This is a genomic window from uncultured Zoogloea sp. (genome assembly GCF_937894855.1).
GTDB classification, from domain to species: domain Bacteria; phylum Pseudomonadota; class Gammaproteobacteria; order Burkholderiales; family Rhodocyclaceae; genus Zoogloea; species Zoogloea oryzae.
Window position 1 is genome coordinate 1 of sequence record NZ_CALAYQ010000092.1, and the last position, 13,921, is coordinate 13,921.

The 13,921-nt window shown below is 64.4% G+C and carries 12 protein-coding genes and 1 pseudogene; 11 read left to right on the plus strand and 2 right to left on the minus strand.

Annotated elements, in window-relative coordinates; genetic code table 11:
- From Q0672_RS11660 to Q0672_RS11705, 10 genes and pseudogenes are all read left to right on the plus strand, one after another.
- Nucleotides 1–200 (plus strand): annotated as a pseudogene (locus tag Q0672_RS11660) (cobalt-precorrin-5B (C(1))-methyltransferase); the annotation flags it as partial.
- Entirely contained in the window at nucleotides 193–1,476 is a 1,284-nt protein-coding gene (cbiE, locus tag Q0672_RS11665) for a precorrin-6y C5,15-methyltransferase (decarboxylating) subunit CbiE (RefSeq protein ID WP_298622351.1), read from the plus strand. The pseudogene Q0672_RS11660 and the gene cbiE, both read left to right, overlap by 8 nt.
- Nucleotides 1,473–2,249, plus strand: coding sequence for a precorrin-2 C(20)-methyltransferase (gene cobI / locus Q0672_RS11670; protein WP_298622352.1), 777 nt, complete (start codon nucleotides 1,473–1,475; stop codon nucleotides 2,247–2,249). The genes cbiE and cobI overlap by 4 nt, the downstream gene beginning before the upstream one ends.
- A 30-nt stretch (nucleotides 2,250–2,279) precedes the next feature.
- A complete protein-coding gene (locus Q0672_RS11675) occupies nucleotides 2,280–3,056 on the plus strand; it encodes a cobalamin biosynthesis central domain-containing protein (protein WP_298622353.1) in 777 nt (258 codons plus the stop codon).
- Between the two features lie 4 nt (nucleotides 3,057–3,060).
- Nucleotides 3,061–3,462 carry a cobalamin biosynthesis protein gene (locus Q0672_RS11680; RefSeq protein ID WP_298622354.1) on the plus strand — a complete coding sequence of 134 codons (402 nt, stop codon included), beginning with the start codon at nucleotides 3,061–3,063 and terminating at the stop codon, nucleotides 3,460–3,462.
- A complete protein-coding gene (cobJ, locus tag Q0672_RS11685) occupies nucleotides 3,459–4,442 on the plus strand; it encodes a precorrin-3B C(17)-methyltransferase (protein ID WP_298622355.1) in 984 nt (327 codons plus the stop codon). Before Q0672_RS11680 ends, cobJ begins: the two co-directional genes overlap by 4 nt.
- Entirely contained in the window at nucleotides 4,439–4,783 is a 345-nt protein-coding gene (locus Q0672_RS11690; RefSeq protein WP_298622357.1) for a (2Fe-2S) ferredoxin domain-containing protein, read from the plus strand. Before cobJ ends, Q0672_RS11690 begins: the two co-directional genes overlap by 4 nt.
- A 132-nt stretch (nucleotides 4,784–4,915) precedes the next feature.
- Nucleotides 4,916–6,172 (plus strand): hypothetical protein, encoded by a 1,257-nt coding sequence (locus tag Q0672_RS11695; protein ID WP_298622359.1) that lies wholly within the window; start codon nucleotides 4,916–4,918, stop codon nucleotides 6,170–6,172.
- 11 nt (nucleotides 6,173–6,183) lie between these two features.
- Nucleotides 6,184–6,609: a hypothetical protein gene (locus Q0672_RS11700; protein ID WP_298622361.1), complete on the plus strand. Its 426-nt coding sequence runs from the start codon at nucleotides 6,184–6,186 to the stop codon at nucleotides 6,607–6,609.
- Between the two features lie 111 nt (nucleotides 6,610–6,720).
- Entirely contained in the window at nucleotides 6,721–7,257 is a 537-nt protein-coding gene (locus Q0672_RS11705; RefSeq protein WP_298622362.1) for a DUF2058 domain-containing protein, read from the plus strand.
- A gap of 339 nt (nucleotides 7,258–7,596) precedes the next feature.
- Here Q0672_RS11705 and Q0672_RS11710 read toward each other — a convergent pair whose 3' ends face one another.
- Nucleotides 7,597–8,067 carry a hypothetical protein gene (locus tag Q0672_RS11710; RefSeq protein ID WP_298622364.1) on the minus strand — a complete coding sequence of 157 codons (471 nt, stop codon included), beginning with the start codon at nucleotides 8,065–8,067 and terminating at the stop codon, nucleotides 7,597–7,599.
- 282 nt (nucleotides 8,068–8,349) lie between these two features.
- Here Q0672_RS11710 and Q0672_RS11715 point away from each other — a divergent pair, with 282 nt between their 5' ends.
- Nucleotides 8,350–13,095, plus strand: a complete 4,746-nt coding sequence (locus Q0672_RS11715; protein ID WP_298622366.1) for a S1 RNA-binding domain-containing protein — start codon at nucleotides 8,350–8,352, stop codon at nucleotides 13,093–13,095.
- Nucleotides 13,096–13,215: 120 nt separating this feature from the next.
- On the opposite strand, the gene Q0672_RS11720 is transcribed toward Q0672_RS11715, so the two are convergent.
- Nucleotides 13,216–13,899 carry an SDR family oxidoreductase gene (locus tag Q0672_RS11720; protein ID WP_298622368.1) on the minus strand — a complete coding sequence of 228 codons (684 nt, stop codon included), beginning with the start codon at nucleotides 13,897–13,899 and terminating at the stop codon, nucleotides 13,216–13,218.
- Nucleotides 13,900–13,921 lie beyond the last annotated feature (22 nt).

The following is a 13,921-nucleotide window of genomic DNA, read 5'->3' on the forward strand; positions in this document are numbered from 1 at the left end:
TCCGCGCCGCCGAAACCGCCCGCTTCGCCGCCGAAAGGCTGGCCGAACTGGATCTGGCGGTGGCCTTCCACCGGGCGCTCGCCGAGCGGGCCATCCGCAGCCTGCGCCAGCGCTACCCCGGCCCCCACCGCCTCACCGTGCTCGCCTGCAATTTCGAAGGCGTCCCCATCGTCACCGTGGAGGAACACGAACTTGTCTGAACCCTGCGCCCTCATCGGCATCCTCGACGACGGCTGGGCCGGGCTGGGCGAAACCGCCCGCAACCGCCTGCGCACAGCCCACCTGCTGATCGGCGCCCGCCGCACGCTTGAACTCGTTGCCCCCCACCTTCCCTCCCGGGTGGAACAACGGGCGATGGACGGCCAGCTCGGCCGTGTCCCCGAATGGGTCCGTGCGGCGCTGGCTGCCGGTCAGCCCTGCGTGGTGCTCGCCACCGGCGACCCCCTGTGCCACGGCATCGGCGCCTTCCTCATCGGCCGGCTCGGCGCGGACGGGGTCGAGGTGCTGCCCGCCGCCTCGACCCTGCAGCTCGCCTTCGCCCGCCTCAAGCGGCCCTGGCAGGCGGCGCGGATCGTCTCGGTGCACAGCCGCGACGCCGGCGAATGGATGCCCGGCGCCACGCCCGACCACGGGCTCTACCCCCTCGTGCGCGCTGCCGCCGACGCCACCCTGATCGGCGCCTTCACCAGCCCCGAGAACAGCCCTGACCGCATCGCCCGGGCCCTGATCGCCGCCGGCCACGGCGCCGATTTCCAGCTCTCGGTGGCCGCCAGGCTGGGTCTGCCCGACGAAAGCGTGGTGGCCGACCTGCCGCTGGCCGACGCCGCCGCACGCCGCTTCCCCGACCCCAACATCGTCGTGCTCACGCGCATCACGCCGCCCGAGCCCCGCGCCGTGTTCGGCTTCGACGATGCCGACTACGTCCAGCGCACCCCCGAGAAAGGCCTCATCACCAAGCAGGAAGCCCGCGCCCTGTCCCTCGCCAGGCTGGGCCTGCGGCCCGACAGCCGGGTGTGGGACATCGGCGCCGGCTCCGGCTCGGTGGGCCTCGAAGCCGCGCGCATCGCCCACGCCGGCCACGTGTGGGCCATCGAGAAGAACGCCGCCGACGCCGCCAACGCCCGCGACAACGCCCGTCTCCTCAAGGCCAGCAACTACACCCTGGTGGAAGGCCGGGCGCCGGACGGCCTCGACACCTGGCCCGACCCGGACGCCGTGTTCATCGGCGGCTCCGGCGGAGAGCTCGCCGGGCTCATCCGCCTCATCCTCACCCGCCTGCGCCCCGGCGGCCGGCTGGTGATGAACTTCGTCACCCTCGAAAACCTCGCCACCGCCACCGCCACCCTCGGCGATGCCGGCGCGCAGTGGGACGTGGTCCAGCTGCAAGCCTCCCGCAGCCAGCCCATCCTCGACATGCACCGCCTCGCCGCCCACAACCCGGTGTGGATCGTCTCCACCCGAAAGGACGCCCCATGACCACCCCCACCTGTGGCCGCCTGATCGGCGCCTCCCTCGGGCCCGGCGATCCGGCGCTCATCACCCGCCGCGCGTGGGCCTGCCTCAACGGCGACGCCCGCTGGCTCTACCCGGTCAAGAAAGCCGAGGAATCCTCCTACGCCCTCGGCATCGTCGAGCGCGGCGGCCTCGCCATCCCCGCCGACGCCGAAGCCCTGGTCTTCCCGATGACCCGCGACCCGGTGGCCCTCGCCAAGGCGTGGAGCCGCGCCGCCACCCGCACCGTCGCGCTGCTGCGCGAAGGCCGCGATCTGGTCTTCCTGGTCGAAGGCGACGCCTCCACCTTCTCCACCTTCGGCCACCTCGCCCGGGTGGTGCGCGAGCTCGCCCCCGAGGTGGAGGTGGAAACCATCCCCGGTGTGTCGTCCTTCGCCGCCGCCGCGGCCGGCACCGGGCTCACCCTTGCCGAAGAGGACGAAACCTTCGCCGTCATCCCCGCCGCCTACGGCGTGCCGGTGATCGAGCGCCTCCTCGACGAGTTCGACACCCTCGTGCTGCTCAAGGTCAAGCCGCTGCTCGACGAGGTGCTGGCCCTGCTGGCCCGCCGCGGGCTCCTCGCCACCAGCTGCTTCATCGAGAAGGTCGGCTCACCCGACGAACGCATCGTCCGCGACGTGGCAAGCCTTGCCGGCGAAAAGGTCAATTACCTCTCCCTGCTCCTCGTGCAGAACCCCAAGCGGGTGCGCGGCGAGCTGCGCCGCGGCTGCCGCAAACGCGCCGCCGAGCCGGCCTGATTCCCCACCTCACTTTTTCCCCGCCCACCCATGAATCCACACCTGCCCTTCCCCCACGAACGCATCGCCGTCGTCTCGATCACCCGCCACGGCATCGCCCTGGCCGGCCACGTGGTCGCCGCGCTGCCCGGCGCGCGCCTGTTCGCCCCCGAGAAATTCTCCACCGAAGCCCACGCCGCTGCCCCTGGCGCCGCCAGCTGCTACGCCGGCAAGACCGGCGAGCAGATCCCCATCCTGTTCTCCAACTTCGACGGCATCGTCGCCGTCGTGTCGCTGGGCGCGATGGTGCGGCTGGTCGCGCCCCACCTGGGCCGCAAGGAGTCCGACCCCGGCGTGGTCGTCATCGACGAGGCCGGGCGCTTCGTCATCCCGATGCTCTCCGGCCACCTGGGCGGCGCCAACGCCCTGGCCGGCCAGATCGCCCACGCCCTCGACGCCACCGTGGTGCTCACCACCGCCTCCGACGCCCGCCAGACGCTCGCCGTCGATCTCCTCGGCCGCGAGCTGGGCTGGACTTTCGAAGCCAGCCACGACGAGATCGTCCGCGCCAGCGCCGCGGTGGTGAACGACGAACCCGTCGCCCTCGTCCAGGAAAGCGGCAGCGACGACTGGTGGCGCGGCCACGCCAACGGCCGCAGCGGCCCCCTGCCGGCCAACCTGCAGCGCTTCGCCCGCCTCGAGGACGTAGACATCGCCCGCTTCGGCGCCGTGCTGTGGATCAGCCACCGGCCCCTGCCGGCCGCCCTCGCCGCGCCCCTCGCCGGCAAGCGCGTGATCTACCGCCCCACCGGGGCGCCCTGCGGGTGATCCGGTGAGCAGCCCGATCGCCCTCGGCCTCGGCTGCGACCGGGGCACCCCGGCCACCACCCTCGTGTGGGCGGTGGTGGACGCCCTCGCCCGCTGCGGCGCCAGCCTCGCCGACGTGGCCGCGGTGGCCAGCATCGACCTCAAGGCCGACGAGCCCGGCCTGCACGCCCTGGCCGACTGGCAGGGCTGGACGATCCGCTTCTACCCCGCCGCTGCGCTGGCCGCCGTACCGGTGCCCCACCCCTCCGAAACCGTCCGCAAATACACCGGCACGCCCTCGGTCTCCGAAGCCGCCGCGCTGCTGGCGGCCGGCGCCGGCATGGATCAGCTGATCGTCGAAAAACTCAAGTTCCGCGGCCCCGACGGCCGCAACGCCACCGTCTCCATCGCAAGGATTCCCCAATGAGCGACACCTCCACCCCGTCCGGCGGCCGGATCATGCTGGTGGGCCTCGGCCCCGGCAGCCACGCCCACCTCACCGCCCGCGCCCGCGCGGCCATCGCCGAAGCCGACACCGTCATCGGCTACGTCACCTACATCCGCCTGGTGGCCGACCTGCTCGACGGCAAGGAAGTCATCAGGAAGTCGATGACCGAAGAGCTCGACCGGGCCATCGAAGCCTTCGAGCGCGCCCGCGCCGGCAAGAAGGTCGCGCTGATCTCCTCCGGCGACGCCGGCGTGTATGGCATGGCCGGGCCCACCTTCGAGGTGCTGTTCCAGGCCGGGTGGACGCCCGACAGCGGCATCGACGTGGAGATCATCCCCGGCGCCTCGGCGCTCAACACCTGCGCCGCGCTGGTCGGCGCGCCGCTCACCCACGACTTCTGCGCCATCAGCCTGTCGGACCTGCTCACCCCGTGGCCGACCATCGCCCGCCGGCTCGACGCCGTCGCCCACGCCGATTTCGTCGTCGCCCTCTACAACCCCAAGAGCGGCCGCCGCACCCGGCAGATCGTCGAAGCGCGCCGGCTCTTCCAGCGCCACCGCCGCCCCGACACCCCCGTCGCCATCGTCAAGTCGGCCTACCGCCCCAAGCAGCGCATCGAATTCACCACCCTCGAGAAGATGACCGAGTGCGACATCGGCATGCTCTCCACGGTGCTCATCGGCAACTCCAACACCTTCATCCGCCACGGGCTGATGGTCACGCCGCGGGGCTACAGCAACAAGTACGACGTGGACAGCGGCACCACCCACGCCGGCGAGCAGGCCGGGCGATCACTCTCCACCGGCCTCGACGGCTGGCTCGCCGGCCTCTTCGCCAGCGGCCTCGGCGCCGCCGAGCTGGCCGCCCTCCACCGGCTGCCCGAGGACTACATCGCCGCCCTGCTGGCCGAACCCCTCGCCCCCGAGCCCGCCGGCGAACCCACCGGAGCCGACGCATGAGCGATCCCGTCAAACCCCGGATCGGCGCCTACCGCCGCCACCTGCTGGTGTGCACCGGCCCCCGCTGCACCACCGACGGCCAGGCCCAGGCCCTCTTCGACAGCCTCGGGCCCCGGCTCAAGGCCGCCGGGCTCGATGCCGGCGAGCTCCGCATCAAACGCACCCGCACCGCCTGCTTCGCCGCCTGCAAGGGCGGCCCGATCCTGTGCGTGCAACCCGACGGCACCTGGTACTACGGCGTCACCGACGCGGTGATGGAGCGCATCATCCACGAGCACCTCGTCGGCGGTCGGCCGGTGGATGAACACGTCTTCCACCAGAGCAACCACGACGGCGCCTGACGCAGCGCCATCCGCCGGATCGGGCCGGGCACGATCCGGCGCACCCCCGGCGCATAAGCCATGCAGGAATCGGCGGCAGCACGGATAATCCCGTCCCCGAGCGGGCAACCCGCACCGCATCCAGTCCTGCCCATGAGAACGCCCACCGCCCTGCTGCTGGCCGCCATCGCCGTGTCGGCGCCGGCCTCTGCCGTCGACTACTCCACCGCCGTGTTCGGCACGCTGGGCTACGCCCGCTCCGATCATCCCTTCGCCTATCAGCGCAGCATCGACGACAACGGCACCTTCCTGCGCGACAGCGTGCTCGGCGCACAGCTCGACATCCGCGTCTCACCCGAATGGAGCGCCACGCTGCAGGGCCGGCTGGCCCCGGCCAACTTCACCGACGACCGCCTCGACGCAACCCTCGCCTGGGCCTTCGTATCGTGGCGGCCCAGCAACGACTGGCAGCTGCGCGCTGGCAAGCTGCGCATCCCCGGCTACCTCCACGCCGAGAACATGGAGGTCGGCACCACCTTCGACTACGCCCGGCTCCCCGCCGAAGTGTATTTCCTGTCGTCCATCGTCGATTTCGTCGGCGGGTCGGCCTTGAAGACCTGGGCGACCGACAGCGGCGACATCAGCCTCGAGGCCTACTGGGGCCGCAACAACGGCTACTGGCGCCAGTACTTCCGCACCAGCTACCTGGGCATGAGCCCGGCCGGCGATTACTACCTGCCCATCACGCTGGAGGTCCGCGGGCTGTCGCTCGCCTTCCACCGGGACGAGGACGTCTACAAGTTCACCTACTACCAGATACGCGACCGGCAGCGCTCGGGTGACAGGTGGGTGGTGCCGACCCTCGAGACGCCGGCACCCGGCGTGAGCTACTACAACCTTGTCCCCGGCGGCCCCGAAGAGATGCGCCTCAGCGTGCTCGCCCTGGGCGCCGACGTCGGCATCGGCAACGGCTTCCGCCTGGCGGGCGAGGCCGTCCAGTGCAAGACCTTCGACATCCCCAGCGTCTTCAACATGACCGGCGGCTACCTTGCCCTGCGCAAGCGGATCGGCCAGTGGACGCCCTACGTCTATCACGCGCGCCTGCGCTCCAGCGGCGCCCAGCTGGATCTCCACCGGGCCCTCGACAACCCCACCATACCGGCCGCCGCCGACCCCACCGGCTTCATCACCGCCATGCAGAAATCCGGCGCCGACGCCTTCGGCGCCTACGACCAATACACCTGGAGCATCGGCACCGCCTACGCCCTCACCCCGACCAGCAAGCTCAAGGCCGAGTGGAGCCAGACCCACGTGGGCGCCGCCTCCAGCCTGGTGGATACCCCGGCCGGCGAGCGCGCGAGCCACCAGCGCTTCAACGTACTGTCCCTCTCGTACAGCTTCGTCTTCTGAAGGTGCCGAACATGATCCGGCACACCATCCTGTTGCGGCCCCTGCTGCCCCTCCTGCTCCTGCTGATCGCCCCGGTGGCGGGCGCCGAGGGCATTGCCATCATCAGCCACGACCCGCTGCCCCGGGTCGACACCACCGTCATCCGGCGCCTCTTCACCGGCAAGGTGGTCGAGATCCGCGGCGTATCGGTGAGCCCCATCAACCTGCCCGCCGGCCACCCGCTGCGCACCCGCTTCCTCGCCACCTTCCTGGGGCAGGACGAAGAGCACTACACCAGCTACTGGACGGTGCGCCGCTTCGTCGGGCTCGGCTCGCCCCCGGTCGAGCTGCGCACCAGCGCCGAAGTCATCGCCTACGTCCGCACCAATCCCGGCGCGGTGGCCTACATCGACGCCGACGAAGTGCCGGCGGGCATGAACATCCTGCAGCAGAAGTAAGCCGGCGTCGCCAGGGGCGGCAGCCCCCGCATTTTTGCTATCCTGCCGCCTTCCCGCCGGCCGGCACCGCAGCCCGCGCCGGCCAACTTCATCTCACGGGGTGGCGCACACATGGCCTCTTTGCAGGAACAATTTTTGAAAGCCGGCCTGGTCGACAAGAACAAGGTCAAGCAGACCAACCAGGACAAGGCCCGGCAGAAGAAGATCGAACGCCGCACCGGCACCGAGAGCGTCGACGAAGCCCGCCTCGCCGCCCTCGAAACCCAGCGCAAGAACGCCGAGCGCGCCCGCGAGCTCAACGCCCAGCGCGACGCCGCCGCGCTGCAGAAGGCCATCGCCGCCCAGATCATCCAGATGGTCAAGCAGAACCGCCAGGACAAGGGCCGCGGCGACATCGCCTACAACTACACCCACGACGGCAAGATCAAGCGGATGTACGTCTCCGCCGCCGTCCAGGCCCACATCGTCGCCGGGCATCTGGTGATCGTCTGCCAGGGCGAGAGCGCCGAGCTGGTGCCCAAGGTCATCGCCGACAAGATCGCCGAACGCGACCCGAACATCGTCGTCCGCGTGAAGAAAGCCAGCACCGAAGTGGACGAAGACGACCCCTACGCCGCCTTCCAGGTGCCGGACGACCTGATGTGGTGAGCGGCCGGCAGACGGTGGCGGGCCACCCACTGCCACCCCTGCACCTCAGACTGCCAGCGCTGCACCTCGAACATCCGACCCTGCACGTCCGACCCGCAAACGCGGACCTCAGACCGGCAACCGTGCCCCTTTCTGGTGCACGGTCGGACCTCCGACCTGCATGCATGGACCTCTGAGGTCCGGCGTTGCACCTCAGAGGTCCATGCGTGCGCCTCAAACCCGCAACCCTGCACCTGAAACTGCCACGCCTGCACCTCGAACTGCCAGTGCTGGCAGTCTGACTGCCAACACTGGTGGTCAAAGGTCCGACCCCGCCGCAACGGGGCCCGGCATTCCCCCTCAGGACGCCGCCGGCCCCCCTGCGCCGCGCCCGCCCTTGCCAAAACGCACCGCCGCGTGGGCCCGCAGCTCGTCCAGCGCCGTGCCCTTGCCCGCCGACTTGGCAAAACGGTAGCCATCCAGCGCCGCGTTCATGATGTCGCTGCCCAGGGCCATCTCGGTATCCTCCGCCCGCCCCGCCAGCGCCGTGATCCGCAGGAACACCGGCCGCAGCTGGTCCAGCGCCCGGTTGTCGGCCCCAAACTCCTCCACCGAGAACGAGCGCGGCAGGATGTCCGGGCTCTGCACCAGCACATCGTGGGCCTTGCGCGCAAAGGTCTCGGATTTCGGCCCCATCTTCACCAGCTCGCCGCGCTCCGCCACCGACAGGGAGATCAGCCCGTCGAGGTGTTTCTCGAGCGAGGCCAGGGCGGCCTCGATCTCCTTCATCGCTTCGTCGGATACGGACAGGGAAACCAGATTCTGGGACATGGGAAAACGCCTCCTCGCGGTTGTCGATATATGTCAAATGCACGCCATGGTGCGGCCGGCATTCTAGTGGCGACACGGTCAGGATAGCAATCCAATTGACATTAGAAGCCAGTAACGACCTTCTCAAAATAGCTGACGGATGCTGGTAACATCCTGTCTCGGCAAGGCTATCCGACTCGAATGATCGACATGGGCCTGCAACCATAGGCTCGCCGCAAGGCAAACCTGAAGTCCTCATGAACTCGCTGGAGGATTTCCGTCCTTTTATCCAATCGATTTCTCATGACAGACCTGGTTGGCGTACTTTCGGATTACGGGCAGATCCAGCCGCGCAGGGCCCATGGCGGCATCTATGCGCTTGCCGGATTCAACTACCAGTTGCGGGCATATGTGGCCCGCCTCGTGGAATCCCTGGGCCGGGACGATCGAGCGGTAGAAACTGCGGGACAGGTCTTTCTCGAAGCCCTCTCCGATCTCGCCGAACGCACACACGACGACAGGCTAATCTGCATCCAGGCCAAGCGGACGCTGACGACGGCAACTCTGAAGGATGCGGCGGACGAACTCCTCGCAATCGACCAATTTCTCCAGCAGACCCATCCAGATTGGCACCCGAGAGCACAGTTCGAGCTGATCGCCTCCCAGGGTAACCCCATTGACTGGACCTCCCTGCCAGCCAACCACCCCGCCTACGCAACGGTACGGCAGCTCCTTGCCGATGGGCGGCTTCATCCTCCCCGCATCGAACCCGACCCCGGCTGGCGCTCCATCGTCGCAGTCTGGAACACCCTCAGCGATCCATACGGTTTTGTCCGTTTCGCACTGGATCGGGCGCTCGGGCGCACCACGAGCGCAGCCGACGCCCAACGCGTCCGCGATGACATCTGCGAACGCTATGCTGAGCTTCGGCGCTCTGCAACACATCCGGGCGCGCTGTTGACCGCCCAGGATTTCGCACCGAATCCCGATCCCAGCCCCACCCTCGAGATCGGTCGCGAGATAACTCTTGCACGGCTGCGCGACCAGCAATACATGCCTCGCCCCCAACGGCGCGATGCAATGCTGGCGAACCTGCTCACACGCGCCGACCTCCGCCATCGGGATCTTCAATGCGCCGCCCGCGTGTTCTGGCTCGCCGGACGTTCCGGTGTCGGCAAGAGCGTACTCATGCTGCAGTTGGTCGAAAGTCTCGTCCTCGACGGCAGGCGTGTGCTGTGGCTGGGCGGACGCGCGGAACAACTGGAACCCGCCCTACGCGCCCTCGCCGAAGTTCCCGCCGAACTCTGCCCGGAGTTCATCGCAATCGACGACCTCTACGATCGCGACGCGCGCACCCGGCTTGATCTGGAGAGCCTTGGCACGTTCATCGACGAATGCGGCTACCGGGTATGGCCCCTGATCCTCACCTGCGGCCCAACGGAATTTGCTGAAGCATTCGAGGAGGACTCGCGCTATAGAGGATTCGCGGTTCACCGCGAAATTGTGCCCCCCATCGCAGGAAGCGAGTCACAAGCGATTGGTGAGTGGTATCAGGAACGCACCGGACGGACTCCTCAACTTGGCCCCGCATTCGAGCAAACGCATGAAGACGACGGTGGGCTTTTCATCTCACTGGCTGTCGAACTAACTCACGGAGATTTACGCCAGTTTGCACGACGGTTTGCAGATCGAGTACGGATTAATGATCTTGATGATGCGCTAAGACTGCCTCTTGCCCTAAATCGCCTGTATCTACGTGCGCCGTACGACTGGCTAAGCGAAAGCGACCGCGAAAAGCTCACCTCATTAAATTTGGACGGGGACTTTCGTTTACTTGACACCGGAGAAAAGGGGCAAATTGTCCGACTGACGCATCCGCATCTTGCCGACGCGCTCTACCTAGCACTTCGCAAACCCGGCAATATCGAGGCATACACCAACGACCTCATAGCTATCTTCCGACGCTCCCTAGAAGAACGAAATACTCGCTTAATAGTTCAGTTACTACGTTTGTTCTCGGAGCCGGACAATGGTCTTGTTGGAAAGCGACTCACTATCGCAAATGACGCACACTTATCAAGAAACTGTGCTGAAGAGTGGAATAAACACACCAGCCTCACTCTATCCCACGACGACACAGCTGTCATAGCGACATGCTGGGCTTCTTGGGCACAGCGTCATCCTGAAATCGAAGAGACACTGGGCGGCAATCTGGCTGATGCGGCACTCGCAAAGCTTGATAAGGCATTAGAAGTCTGGCCATATTGCTGGATGCGCCTTGCACACCGCATATCAGAACGTCCGGCATTGCTTGAGTGGGCAAGGACTCATTTGCCGAACCCCGTGCGGCTCAAGCACCAAATGTGGTCATTAATTTGGGAAGAATGCTTAACTAGTTCAGGTGGAAGCGATCCTTGGCGCACTATAGGGTTGCACTGGTTAGAGCGAAGCATTCGTCGGCCCGATTGGCATTACGTCTGGAAAAAACTACTGCCAGAACAAGAGGCTGAAAACTGGGAGAACGATCCAGTGTTGGCGCTAGGTCTACGCAGGCTTCATGCCGAACACGACGGGCCTGACTGGGCCTATGTTCTGGAAGACCTGCTCGGACTCGCGCAACAGCGTGACGAAGTGGCAGCCGAACTCTCATCATTGGGCAATGACTGGCTATCCGGTCGCGAAGAACGTGCCGAATGGCCGTATGTCTTGAGATCCCTGCTAGATAACGCGAAAACTCAATCTCCATCAAAGGCTTCCAGCGATCTACTCAGACTCGGTCGAAACTGGCTTTCGAAGCATGAGAACCGCCGCGAATGGGCGTATGTTTGGCAGCACCTACTATCCATTGCCCAACAGCTACCGCCGACATTGCTCCTTAATGAGCTGATATCTCTCGGCAAAGCTTGGCTCATCGGGCGCGAAGAGCGTTCAGAATGGACCCACATCTGGCAAACCTTGCTCGAGTGCGCTTCAGCCATCCCGCAAACTATACCCCTCAGTGATTTGCTATCTATTGGCCACAAGTGGCTCGCCGGAAGAGAAGATGCGCCGCAATGGTTTTACGTTTGGCGCGCTTTGCTCAAAAATCACTTGGAACCGCCGCAGTCTCAAGCACTAGCTCATCTGCTAATCCTCGGCCATCGGTGGCTCTCAGATCATAAGGAACGCGCTGAGTGGTTTTACGTATGGCAGACCCTGCTTGAGAATCCGCAGTCGCTGCCACACTCAATAACCCGTATCGATCTATTAGCGCTCGGGGGGCATTGGCTCGACGGGCGTGAAGAACGTGCCGAGTGGACACACGTTTGGCAAGCTTTGCTTTCTGCTAACTTAGACTTGGTACTGCCGACATCACAACCCCTACTAGAGAATCTGCTATCCCGTGGGCGCCACTGGCTCAAAGGGCATGAGGATCGCGCAGAGTGGACACACGTCTGGCAGACCTTACGTGCTAGTTCTACGGCACTGCCAGACTCACTAACACTCGCAGAGTTGCGCGTAATTGGTCGTAATTGGCTATCTGGACGTGAAGAGCGCCCAGACTGGACCTTTATCTGGCAAGACTTACTTACTGAGGCCGCGACGTTGCCATCACCGCAGGTTCTCGACGATTTAATTCTTATTGGGCACAGCTGGCTCACAGGCAACGAAGGTCGCTCTGATTGGGCACACGTCTGGCAAAGTTTGATCGCTAACTGCCGGTCACGACCATCCTCCCAGACCTTCATCGATCTACTCACAATAGGTCACAGCTGGCTTTCAGGCCGGGAAACTCGTGCTGATTGGGCCCACGTCTGGCAAGATTTAATCGCCAACGCAACTTTGTTGCCCTCGCAACAAGGTCTTCACGATCTATTCCGTCTCGGTTGTCAATGGCTCATCGGGCGCGAAGAACGCCCCGAGTGGACCCACATTTGGCGAGATTTGTTGGCGCACGCAATTAATTTTCCATCCAGACTGACCTCGATGGCCCTGCTGCAGCAAGGGCATCAGTGGTTGGAAGGACGAAGTAGTCGGGCTGACTGGTGTCTTGTCTGTGAAACACTACTAGACCACTCCTACGTTGAAACTTCCTTTCTCGACACTGCCGCACTACACCTAGCTAGAACAGGAGTCAATGAACCAGGTTGGTTGATCCGAGCTGCAAAGTTCATTGCAAATGCACCTCAACACCCCGCGTCATTGAAACTGTCCGATGAGTTAGCTCGACGGTTAATAGCCTGCCCTAACAACGGGCATTGGCGAATAATTGATCAAGTCCTCAGCAATATAAAAAATAAAAAATCGGATTTTCCAATAAAAATACAGGGTTTGGCACATTCGGTTTCCAACCGAACTACCGCGCCAGCATGGAGATATGCGCGCGAAGCAATGATTACAAACAGGCCAATTCAAGGCGTTATTACTGCGAAAAGAGACCAATTTTTTTCGGTCGAACTTGAAATAGGACTAATGGCACGATGGCTAAATAATAACCACCGCCTTCGCCTTGAAAAAGGCTCAAAAATGGAGTTCTTTGTCCTCATAATTAATCCATCGAAGGATTATGTTGAGGTCGGAATTAAGAAGCCGATCGACATCAAGGTGGGAGACATCCACGAAGGGAAGGTTTTAGACCAGCGCGACTACGGCTTAATCGTAGAGATCTACCCTAGGACAGGGCTACTACATTCAAGTCAATGTTCAAACTTCTCAGAATTCCGGGCCATGCACCCAAAAGGAAGTTCGATGCAGGTGAAAGTGCTTGGGCAGAAGGACAGAGGACTGGAACTCGCGCCAGCAATAGATCAAGCACTCCCAATGGCTAGTGACGCACATTTAAAAGTCGGAGAGAAATGCGAAGCGATCATTACTGGTATAAAGGATTACGGACTATTCGTCCGAATCGGCAATAACAAAGGCCTTGTTCACAAACAAAAATTTTTTCTCGAAAAATACAGACAAACGGATTACTCATTAGGAATGCCGATTCGCGTTCAGGTACTCGAAGTCAAAGCAGACGGGAAGCTTGTATTAGCCCCAACGATAAAGCGAAAACACTTATCTTAATGACGTCACTTTACGGGACTCTGAGCCACACCAAACGTAATTCTGTAGTCATTGAACCACCTGCATCCAACCCGCAACAACACGACCTATCTCAATAACGGGCAGCCAGACTTGCAGCGGCTAGCGCGGCACCCACCCGCCACACACCGGAAACACCTGCCCCACGAAGCAGTTGGCGGCGTCGCTGCACAGGTAGGCGGCAAACTCGGCGTCCTCGTTGGCGCCCACCAGCCGGCCCAGGGGCACCTCGCGCTTCAGGCGTTCCTGGAAGCGCGGGTTGGCCTGCACTTCGGGCGGGAAGTAGGTGGGGTTATCGACGAAGTTCTGGGCGATGGCATTGACCTGCACGTTGTGGGGCGCCACTTCCACGCCCACCGCCTGCACATAGGCCAGCTGGGCGCCCCGGGCGGCGCTGTAGCTGGACGCGCGCTTCATGCCGCGCAGGGCCGAGGCGCTGCCCATCACCAGGATCTTGCCGGCACGCCGCTCGATCATCGCCGGCAGCACCGCCCGGCACAGGGTGGCCAGCGGATGCACCAGCGCGGCGAAACAGTCCTGCCACTCGTCGTCGGTCACGTCCGTCACCGCGGTGGTGGGCGCGGTGATCGCCAGATTGGCCACCAGCGCGTCGATCTGCCCGGCCCTGGCCACCAAGGCCTCGACAGCACCGGGCGCCCGCAGGGGATCGGTATCGCGGATCACCACGGCGCCGTGGCGCTCGAACACGTCGCACAGCACGGGCCCCATGAACTGGTCCGCGTGGGTGACGAGCACCCGTTTTCCGCTCAGCATCGGATTCGACATTGCCGCTCCTCCTGTCTTCGGT